A 9,529-nucleotide genomic window follows, 5' to 3' on the forward strand; every position below is an offset into this window, starting at 1 on the left:
TCGGTGTCATCACCACCTGATCGCCGAGCACGAAGTAGTTGATGATCAGGTGGTGCCCATCGACCTGCCAGCCCCACGGCTCGGTGGCCGAGGGCGTGCCCATCACGGTCACGTGGTACAGCCACTCGCCGTAGGACTCGAAGTCGTCCCCCGCCAACTCGCCCAGCGTGTGATTCAGCCGCATGATGTCGCGGCTCAGCGTGAGCCCCTTCGCGCTGAGCGAGGCGCGCATCAGGCCGAACGCCGCCTCGCGCTGCGCCGGCGTCATCTCCTCGAAGCTCACACCGGCGCGGCGGTAGAAGTGCTGGTTCATCCACTTGCGCCACTCGTCGTTGTCCACCGCGAAGGTGGATCGCGTGCGCTGCTCGGCCGTCAGCGCCGCGAGGAACGCCGTCGCAGCCTTCACCACCGGCGCCGTCGACACCCCGCTCGACCGCACGGGGAAGAGGCCCGCCACCGGCGTGCCGTCGACGGTGACCCCGCGGAAGGGTTCGGCGGTGCCGCGCGCGTCGGCCTCGCGCGAGCGCTTCTCCCACTCGGCCAGCGGCGCCGGGCGGCGCGCCTGCGCAGCCGGCGGTGCCTGCGCCTGCACGCGCCACGCGCCCAGTCCGGCCCCTGCCGCACACGCCAGCATCGTCCCGAGGACGAGCGTCGAGCTTCGTCGCGTCATGTCCACCCTCTCGTCGAGAAGGCTGAAGCATAGCGCGGAAGGCCGGCCTGCGGCCCGGCTGGCCCGGGGGGGCATGGGCCTCGGGTGATGGATGGGCGGCGGCAGATCGCACGCCGTTGAATGCGGGATACCGCGGACGGCCGGTAGCCTGTAGCCTGTAGCCGACATGTCCCAGGACGCTGCCATCGCCGCCGTCACGGTCGCCCTCCGCACGCGCTTCGAGGAGGGGTTCCGCGCGCGGGCGGACGACCGCCTCCTGGCCGATGCGCTCGTCACCACGACCCCGGTCGACCGGGCGCGCACGGTCCACCACCGCTGCCAACTGAACATCACGCTCGCGACGGTCAGTGACAACGGGAGCATGCGCAACGCCGTGGGACTCGGCAGTCGCGGCTTCAGCGGCGCGTCGCCGTCACAGGTGGTGGACCTGCTGTACCTGATCACGGCGTACGGCCCCGACGATGACGAGGTGGGCGCGCAGCGGGTGATGGGTGCGGCCCTCCGCGCGGTGCACGAGCAGCCGATGCTGCCCGCGATCGAGCTGGCCGACCTCTTCCCGCACACCGGCGCGTCGGGCACGCTCGGTCAGTTGCGCGTGGTGCAGGCGCCGCTCGCGCGCGAACAGGTCGTCGCGTGGTGGCTGGCCTTCCACACGCCGTACCGGCTCAGCGCCGCCCTGCAGGTCACGGGCGTGGCACTGTCGGCCGCGCAGGACGCAGGGCCTGCATAGATCGCGCGCCTGTCCGCCGGCGAGGCGAGCCCTGTGGGGCGGGTCGCCTTACCCGATGGCGGCCTGATCGACCTTCGCGCCGCGCTGCTGCTGGGCCCGCGCGAAGAGCTCGAGCAGCGGCTCGGTCTGCTCGAGGCTCAGGCAGGCATCGGTGATGCTCTGCCCGTACACCGCCGGCTGACCCGGGACGTAGTTCTGGCGCCCCTCGACCAGGTGGCTCTCGAGCATGGCGCCGAAGATCGCCCATGCGCCGTCGGCGACCTGCGCCGCGATGGCGTGCGCCACGTCGACCTGGCGGCGGTGATCCTTCTGGCTGTTGCCGTGCGAGCAGTCGATCATCACGCGCTCGGGCAGGCCGCACTTCCGCAGGCGCTCGCAGGTGTCCTTCACTGCGGCCGCGTCGTAGTTCGGGCCGGTGCGAGAGCCGCCGCGCAGGATCACGTGACAGGTGTCGTTGCCGGTGGTCTCGAAGATGGCCGACACGCCCTGCTTGGTCACCGACGGGAACAGGTGCGGCGACCGCGCGGACAGCACGGCGTCGACGGCGATCTGCGTAGTGCCGTCGGTGCCGTTCTTGAAGCCGACGGGCATCGACAGCCCCGACGCCAGTTCACGATGCACCTGGCTCTCGGTGGTCCGCGCCCCGATGGCGACCCACGAGGTGAGGTCGGCGACGTGCTGTGGCAACTGGGCGTCGAGGAATTCGCAGGCCGTGGGCAGGCCGAGTTCGTTGACGTCGAGGAGCAGTCGCCGGGCCAGCCGCAACCCCTTGTTGATGTGGTAGCTCTCGTCGAGGTCCGGATCGTTGACCAGGCCCTTCCACCCGACCGTCGTGCGCGGCTTCTCGAAGTAGCACCGCATCACGGTGATCAGGTGGTCCTTGTACCGCTCGGCCATCGGCGCGAGCCGCTCCGCGTACTCGACGGCCGCGCGGGTGTCGTGGATGGAGCAGGGCCCCACGACGAGGACGAACCGGGGATCACGACCGGCCAGGACCTCCGAAATCGCCTGCCGCCCGTTGGCGACCACGTTCGAGGCCGTCTCCGAGACGGGGAGTTCCTCGAGCAGGATGGCTGGCGGCAGCAGGGGACGGGTCTGGGTGATGCGTAGGTCGTCGGTCCGGCGGAACATGGCACCGGCCAGAGTACCCGAGCCGGCGGCGAAATGCCGAGACACGGGAGGGTCATACGGTTGCGGGTATCGGGGAGCGGGTATCGGGGAGCGGGGGCGCCGACCGCCTCGGGCGCGGGGCGACACGCAGCCCGGGTGGCTCGCGACCGCCGCGCGCTACTTGCCGAGGGTCTTGACGATGGGGGCGTCGAAGGTGACCTGCACGACGGGGCCGCCGCTGGCCTGCTGGTCGAGCGTGAACGTGCCGGCGATTCTCGTGGGGGTATCGGTGGTGAGGACCACCGTCTCGGGCCTGACGACCCCGGAGTGCTGCACGAGCTGATCGTTGGCCACGAACCAGAAGCCGTGCCGCGGCTCGTGGCCCAGGTCGAGCGTGAGCCCCTCGCGGATGCCGCCGTCGGAGCACTTGAGCATGCTCTCGCAGGCCTTCAGCGCGGCGCTCACGTCGGTGGTCGACAGGACCAGCCGGCGGATGGGCGCCTCGAGCACATCCGGGCCCGCCACCGCGGCCGCGTGCGTGAACGTGACGGTGACCGGCCCCTTCCGGCTCTTGAGCGTCGCGGTCCCGTTGGCCGTGCCCTGGCCCGCCGTCACGGTGGCGTCGACCGCGAGGCCGACCGTCACCACGGCCAACGTCTTCATGAGGGTCATGTCGGCTAGAACGCCGGACAGCGCGGCGACGAACGGCCGGCGGGTCAGGGCCGATCTAGCGGTTGCTCCAGATCGACCGGAGGGCCATCAGGCGCGTCGACGCGCTCACCGGCCGACGGCCGCCGATCCACTCCACGTGGGTGAACGGACGTGTCGGATAGACGCGTTCGGTCATGACCGTCTCGCCCTCATTGGCGAATACCTCGATGACGGACCGGTCGATCAGCACGCGCACCGGCACCTGGCCGGTGGAGCGCAGGGGACCCGCATGCCGCTCGGCATAGCCGGCGGGCGCCGGCGCGTTCCGTGACCGTCGACGATCGATCGACAGCTCCCGGCGGTCGGCGCTGACGGCGACCAGCACCTCTTCCCCGACATCGTTGAACAGCCGGAGGCCGATTTCGCCGACGTCGCCACGGCCGACCACGAACGTCAGGTCGGCGGTGTCGGGCAGGGTCGCCCGCTCCACGAGCATCTGGTGCCGGGCGCCGTCCTTCTCGAACAGGCTCGCGAGGCTGCCGGTGGGCTGCTGCACGAGGCGCAGGCCGTCGGGCGTGCGGCGCAGCAGCAGGCGGCGGGGCAACGACTGCGCCCCTCGCCACGTCGTGGTGGGCTCCTCGTTGGCGTACTGCCAGTTGCTCGCCCACCCCATCCAGATCGGGCCGCGGGTCTCCGCGGGGAGATCGGAGAAGGAGATCGACGCGTAGAAGTCCTTGCCGTGGTCCACCCAGCGCGGCACGTCGGTGGGCCCGTCGGCGACGAAGCGCGTGCCGTCGAAGGTACCGACGAAGTACTGGCCGCCGGAGCCGCCCCACGGCGCGCCCGGGTTGATGTCCACGTCGAGCACCCAGCGCGACTGGCCCGGCGCATGCTCGATCGGCACCTCCATCAGGTCTGGGCACTCCCACACACCGCCCGTCGCCCCAGCAGGCCCGAAGTCGCTGAGCATGGTCCACGTTCTGAGGTCGGGCGAGCTGAACAAGCGCACCTTGTGCTGGTCGGACAGCACCGTGACCATCACCCAGCGCCGCGTCGGCGCGTGCCAGAACACCTTCGGGTCGCGGAAGTCCTTGAGGCCGAGGTCGATGACGGGGTTGCCCGGGTACTTCGTCCACGTCCGGCCGCGGTCCTGGCTGACGGCGAGGTTCTGCGTCTGCTTGCCATGGCCATGCCCGGTGTAGATGGCCACCAGGCACGACCGGTCCTCGCCGCGCGGGCGACAGAGTCCGCTCGTGTTCTCGCGGTCGACGACGGCGCTGCCCGAGAAGATCATCACGCCGTCCTGCTCGGTGAGCGCGACCGGCAGGTGCTGCCAGTGCAGCAGGTCGGGGCTGACCGCATGCCCCCACGACATGTGCCCCCACGTGGTGCCCTGCGGGTTGTACTGGTAGAACAGGTGGTACTCGCCCTTGTAGTACACGAGCCCGTTCGGGTCGTTCATGAAGTTGCGCGGCGGCGTGAAGTGGATGCGCGGGCGCAGGGCCTCGGCGTCGCTGGCGCCAGTCGGGCGGACGGTCGGCGATGGGAGCGGTCCCTGTGGTGCCGGTACGGCGCCGGTCCAGGCGACGGCGATCATCGCCAGCGCGGCCACGGCGGCTGCGCGAATCGGCAGCGAGGAACGGGTGGTCATGGGCTGACGGCAAGCCTACCGCAATGCCCCGCCCCTGGGCGCATGGGAGCGCGCGCGATTCGGGCGTCACCCCGGGCGCGCATCCGGCCAGTGCGCAAGCACACGCGGCGTGATCGCGCGAGCCGCCTTCAACAGACGTAACGCCCGCGAGAGCCGACGGTCGTCCGCCGACGACCAGGCGAAGCGGTACTGCTCGCGCACCTGCGAGGGCAGCAGGCCGATCGTGACCGTCGCGTTCAGCCGGCGGGCTGGCAGGATCAGCCACGACCGTGGCGGCGAGATCACGTCGTGCGCGAGCGCGCGCGCCGTGTCGCCGACGACGATCTGCTGTGACTCGTACATCTCCTCCAGGTAGTGCCGGAGTGCCACCCAGTTGCGCGGCAACTCCTCGGGTCGCGCGCCCAGCGCGCAGGCCGTGGGCGCCGACTGCGCGCACCACGCGTCGCGTTCGGCGTCCGTGAGCGGCGCCACCACCGCGTCGTACACGAGCGCCAGCGAGTCGAGCAGGGTCGCGTGCACCCACAGCACGAGTCCCGGATCGGTCGCCGTGTAGGCCGTGCCCGCGGGCCAGGGTCCCACGGCGTCGGGCAGCACGCCGTTGACGCGCGCGTGAATCGCGAGGATGCCATCGAGCGCACGCCGCGCGGTGGCGTCGTCGCCGAACGTCAGGTGACGCATCGCCGCCACCGTGTGGTGGAGGCGCACCGCGGCACGGGTCAGTCCCCCGCGGAACGACGAGTGATCCGCCACGCCCTGCGCGACCAGCGGATGCGCCAGCTGCAGCAGGATCGCGCGGCTCCATCCGGCGAGCACGACCCGTTCGGCGTTGATGCGTTCGGCGATCAGCACAGGGAGAGTGTCTCAGGAACGGCAGTCGGGAGTCGGCGGACGCGGTCCAGGCAGAACGAAGAGGGCCTGAAGCGAGCCGACGCGCCTGGAGGCCTAGCGTGCGATCGGCGGCGCGGCGATCAGGAGCCGGTTCTTCGGCGTGATGTCCGGCGGGATGGCCTGCGTCCACACGGTGTAGCCCGCTCGCTCGAGGCGCATGGCGCGGCGGACGTCGATGGCCAGCGCGGGGTCCATCCAGCCACCGAGCGGACCGGTGTCGCACGTCTCCACGTCGTGACAACACGGGAGCACGGCGACACGCGCACCTGCGGCGATGACGCGATCGAGGATGAGGTCCGTGAGCTCGCCGCACGCGTGACTCGACACCACCACATCCCCCTCGTGCAGCGACACATCGTCGAGGGGCGATGCCACCAGCGCCACACGGTCGCGCAGCCGCGGCCAGGCGTCGACGAGGACCTCGTGCAGGACAGGCGCGGACGGCGGCAGCACGGCGTCGACGGCCACTGCCCGCGGCGAGGTGTCGTCGAGCAGCAGCATCACGTGCGCGAGCAGCCCGTGCCCGCCGGCGAGGTCGACGACGCGGCCGCCACGAAAGCGGCGGCGCACGCGACGCGCCACTTCCCAGGCTTCGTAGAGTTCCTTGCGAGGAAGGACGCCGGCGCGACACACCGCGCGACCGAGATGGTCGAACAGCGTGTCGCCAGCGAACCGGCCCAGGTCCTTCTCGGTGAGGCGAGACTTCGAGCCGGGAGAGAACATCAGCACAGGAGCTTGGGGCTGGGGGCTCGAAGGATCGGCAGTCGGCAGTGGAGCTCGGGGCTCAGGGCTCGGAGAGCATGTCGCGCAGCGTCTCCATGCATTCCGAGCCTCGAGCCTTGCGGTCTGGGCCTGCCGCGCGTGCCGGAGGAACGGCCGGGTGGGACACCCGGCCCTACCCTGCTACTTGATGCCCGCGAGCACCGCCGACAGCGCCTTCATGCGGGCGGCGTCGGCGCCGCTCAGCGTCGCGGCGCGCTCGCCGATGCGGCCGGCCATCATCCCGAGCTGCGCCGCGTCGCCACCCTTCACCGCGCCGGTCAGCATCGGCGCGCGGTCCGCCGGGATCGCGCCGGACCGCACCAGCTGATCGACGTAGGCCAGCGCGACCGCACGGCTCGCCGGCCAGGTCACCTTGTCCTGGTGCTGCACGTTGAACGCCCTGGCCTGGACGGCCGCCGCGGCGTCGAGCTCGTTCTGCGTGAGCAGGTCGCCAGGCGTGAGGCGCAGCACGTCCACGCCGCGCGACATCTCCGATCCGAAGACGAGGCCGTTGAACCAGTACGCCGACCAGTAGCCGCCGGTGATCAGGTTCTTCTCGTCGAGCGGCCCGCGATCGAAGAACGCGATCTCCTTCGGGTTGGACGAGTCGGTGAAGTCCATCACGGAGATGCCGCCCTGGTACCAGGCCTGCACCATCAGGTCGCGGCCGGGCACGGGCACGAGCGATCCGTTGTGCGCGACGCAGTTCTCGGTCGCCGTCTGCGGCGCCGGCAGCTTGAAGTAGCTCTTGAAGACCAGCTTGCGGTCGACGATGTCGAAGATGGCGTTGGCGCCCCAGTTGGGCTGGTCGGTGGCGAGGCAGCGCGGACGCATGCCGCCGCCCCACTCGTCGGTGAACACGACCTTCGTGCCGTCGTTGTTGAACGTCGCGGAGTGCCAGTAGGCGAAGTTGTTGTCGGCCACGTAATCCAGGCGCTTCGGGCTCGCCGGCTGCGAGATGTCGAGCAGGATGCCGTTCCCCGAGCACGCGCCGGCCGCCAGGCCGACCTCCGGGAACACGGTGATGTCGTGGCACTGGTTGGTCACCGACGTCTTCTGCGTGCCGGGACCGTGGTCGCCGCCGGCCCAGAGCCCCGCGATGTTGCCGGTCTTCTCGTCGGCGAAGATGCGCGGCCGCGCCACGACCTTCGCGTCCTGCGGGCGCGCGACGGGCACCTGGATCACGTCGATGCTGAAGAGGGCCGTCTGCGGGTCCTCCTTCGGGTCCTTGCCCGAGCAGCCGGCGAGTTCCTCGGCCGAGCGCGCGGTCGACGTCCCCGACCCGTACACATACACGTTGGCCGGGTCCTTCGGGTCGGTCACCAGCGTGTGGGTGTGCGAGCCGCGGCAGGTCTGCACGGCGGCGACCTGCTTCGGGGCGCGGATGTCGCTGATGTCGAAGATGCGCACGCCGCGGAAGCGATCCTTGCTGACCGGATTCTCGACGCCACCGACGCCACAATCGAGGCGGCCGCGCGTCTGCTCCACCGACATGAACAGCAGGTTGCCGTGCACCGACACGTCGCCCTGGCCGCCGGGGCACACGACCGAGGTCAGCAGCGCGGGCCTGGTCGGCGTGGTGACGTCGTAGATGTTGAAGCCGCTGAAATTGCCGACGAAGAGGTGGTTCCCGCTGAACGCCAGGTCGGAGTTGGCGAAGTTCAGGCCACCCCACGAGCGCTGCGGCCGCTTGGCGTTGGCAGCGGCGGCAGGCTTCGGGGCAGGCGTCTTGGCCGCCTCCGAGGCCTCCTTCTCCTCATCGCCTGCGGGCATGCGCGGGTTCGGCTCCCCAGCGGGGAACTTCGGGTCGAAGAACCCCTCGGGCTTGGGCAGGTTCGCGAGCAACTCGAACCCCTTGGCGGCCACGCCGGCATCGCGGACGCCGGCCTTGAGGCCCACGCGCGGGTCCGAAGACGCAGGGGCAGCCGCCTGCTGCGCCGCCGCGGGGACGACGAGCGCCAGGACGAGGGCCGGGACGGCCCAGGGATGGACGACACACTTCATTTCCCGATCTCCTTCAACAGCGCGCGCATGCGCGCAATCTCCATCGCCTGGTCCGCCTCGACATCCGAGGCGAAGTCGAACATCTCCGCTTCCTGTCCGCCGCCCGGCGCCGCGAACAGGTCCTTGACCATCGTCAACGCACCCTCGTGGTGCTGGATCATGCCGGCCAGGAACAGGCGGTCGAAGGCGGCGCCCTTCGCGGCCGCCAGTTGTTGCATCTGCGCGGCCGTGAGCATGCCCGGCATCTGCCCGTGCGCCATGTGGTGCGCGTGGGGATCGGGCAGCGACTCGCCGCGACGGGTCAGCCACTCGCGCATCATCTGCATCTCGTCGCGCTGCGACACGTCGATACGGAGCGCGAGGCGCTTGAGGTCGGCGCTCTGGCTGCGGGCCTCGACGAGCGCCACCATCTCGAGCGCCTGCGCGTGGTGGCCAATCATGCCCTGCATGAAGCGCGTGTCTGCGGCGCTGTGGCTGACCCGCGAGGTGTCGGTGGCCTCGGCGGCCGAGATGTCGCGAGTCGGTTGCCCCGGGGCGCCGGGCTGGACGAGGCGTGGCGGCTGGGCGCCGGCACCCGAGCCTGCGGCGAGCAGGCACGCCATGACCGACGCCGCACAAGTGGGTAGGGGGAAACGCACGCCGCGATCATCACACACCGTGGCCGCTCTCGACACCGGTCCGGGCGGGCATCGTTCAGGTCCGGACCGCCGGTCACCCCTCGCCTTCCGGTGGCATCCGACGACCACGGTGCCCGCAGGCGAGGACACGGCGGGCAGCCATGGGGGCTCGGGGCTCGGGGCTTGGGGCTTGGGGCTTGGGGCTCAAGGCGGGGGCTGGGGGCTAAGGGCTCAGGGCTCAGGCGCGCGTTACGCGTTTTGCGGGGGCGTACGTCGGCCGTACGTCGGCGGGGGCGGCACATCGCGAACGCGGGGCCTTGCGTGATCGAGGGGCTGCACGGTTCTTGCACCTCGAGCTGGGGACGCCGCGTCCCTGTCTCTGGGAGTTCACTCACGATGTCCGATGTCACGCCCTTGATCGACGACCCATCACGCCGAGCCTTCTG

The 9,529-nt window shown here is 70.9% G+C and carries 9 protein-coding genes; 1 reads left to right on the plus strand and 8 read right to left on the minus strand.

The window, feature by feature from the left end; all coding sequences use genetic code 11:
* Positions 1 to 670: DUF3500 domain-containing protein (locus ACIRDX_RS17665; RefSeq protein ID WP_396626757.1), on the minus strand; the 670-nt coding region annotated here is incomplete at its 3' end.
* Positions 671 to 836: 166 nt separating this feature from the next.
* On the opposite strand from ACIRDX_RS17665, the gene ACIRDX_RS17670 reads away from it, so the two are divergent.
* Entirely contained in the window at positions 837 to 1,400 is a 564-nt protein-coding gene (locus tag ACIRDX_RS17670; RefSeq protein ID WP_396626758.1) for a DUF4255 domain-containing protein, read from the plus strand.
* A gap of 48 nt (positions 1,401 to 1,448) precedes the next feature.
* On the opposite strand, the gene ACIRDX_RS17675 is transcribed toward ACIRDX_RS17670, so the two are convergent.
* The 7 genes from ACIRDX_RS17675 to ACIRDX_RS17705 form a co-directional block, all read right to left on the minus strand.
* Positions 1,449 to 2,531, minus strand: coding sequence for a 3-deoxy-7-phosphoheptulonate synthase (locus ACIRDX_RS17675; RefSeq protein WP_396626759.1), 1,083 nt, complete (start codon positions 2,529 to 2,531; stop codon positions 1,449 to 1,451).
* A gap of 156 nt (positions 2,532 to 2,687) precedes the next feature.
* Positions 2,688 to 3,173: a hypothetical protein gene (locus ACIRDX_RS17680; protein WP_396626760.1), complete on the minus strand. Its 486-nt coding sequence runs from the start codon at positions 3,171 to 3,173 to the stop codon at positions 2,688 to 2,690.
* Between the two features lie 64 nt (positions 3,174 to 3,237).
* The gene (locus ACIRDX_RS17685) at positions 3,238 to 4,812 is read right to left on the minus strand and encodes a glycoside hydrolase family 32 protein (RefSeq protein WP_396626761.1); all 1,575 of its coding nucleotides are present in this window, start codon (positions 4,810 to 4,812) and stop codon (positions 3,238 to 3,240) included.
* A gap of 66 nt (positions 4,813 to 4,878) precedes the next feature.
* Positions 4,879 to 5,661 carry an oxygenase MpaB family protein gene (locus tag ACIRDX_RS17690; protein ID WP_396626762.1) on the minus strand — a complete coding sequence of 261 codons (783 nt, stop codon included), beginning with the start codon at positions 5,659 to 5,661 and terminating at the stop codon, positions 4,879 to 4,881.
* Positions 5,662 to 5,754: 93 nt separating this feature from the next.
* Entirely contained in the window at positions 5,755 to 6,423 is a 669-nt protein-coding gene (locus ACIRDX_RS17695) for a methyltransferase domain-containing protein (protein ID WP_396626763.1), read from the minus strand.
* 180 nt (positions 6,424 to 6,603) lie between these two features.
* Positions 6,604 to 8,466 carry an LVIVD repeat-containing protein gene (locus tag ACIRDX_RS17700; RefSeq protein WP_396626764.1) on the minus strand — a complete coding sequence of 621 codons (1,863 nt, stop codon included), beginning with the start codon at positions 8,464 to 8,466 and terminating at the stop codon, positions 6,604 to 6,606.
* On the minus strand, positions 8,463 to 9,104 hold the full coding sequence (locus ACIRDX_RS17705; protein ID WP_396626765.1) for a DUF305 domain-containing protein: 642 nt from the start codon (positions 9,102 to 9,104) through the stop codon (positions 8,463 to 8,465). The genes ACIRDX_RS17700 and ACIRDX_RS17705 overlap by 4 nt, the downstream gene beginning before the upstream one ends.
* Positions 9,105 to 9,529 lie beyond the last annotated feature (425 nt).

Source organism: Luteitalea sp., assembly GCF_044337415.1.
In the GTDB taxonomy this organism is placed as follows: Bacteria; Acidobacteriota; Vicinamibacteria; order Vicinamibacterales; family Vicinamibacteraceae; genus Luteitalea.

Bases quoted from the DNA above. Each gene is read 5' to 3' on its own strand.
- ACIRDX_RS17670 (WP_396626758.1), top strand. From the start codon at position 837: ATGTCCCAGGACGCTGCCATCGCCGCCGTCACGGTCGCCCTCCGCACG.
- ACIRDX_RS17675 (WP_396626759.1), bottom strand. From the start codon at position 2,531: ATGTTCCGCCGGACCGACGACCTACGCATCACCCAGACCCGTCCCCTG.
- ACIRDX_RS17680 (WP_396626760.1), bottom strand. From the start codon at position 3,173: ATGAAGACGTTGGCCGTGGTGACGGTCGGCCTCGCGGTCGACGCCACC.
- ACIRDX_RS17685 (WP_396626761.1), bottom strand. From the start codon at position 4,812: ATGACCACCCGTTCCTCGCTGCCGATTCGCGCAGCCGCCGTGGCCGCG.
- ACIRDX_RS17695 (WP_396626763.1), bottom strand. From the start codon at position 6,423: ATGTTCTCTCCCGGCTCGAAGTCTCGCCTCACCGAGAAGGACCTGGGC.
- ACIRDX_RS17700 (WP_396626764.1), bottom strand. From the start codon at position 8,466: ATGAAGTGTGTCGTCCATCCCTGGGCCGTCCCGGCCCTCGTCCTGGCG.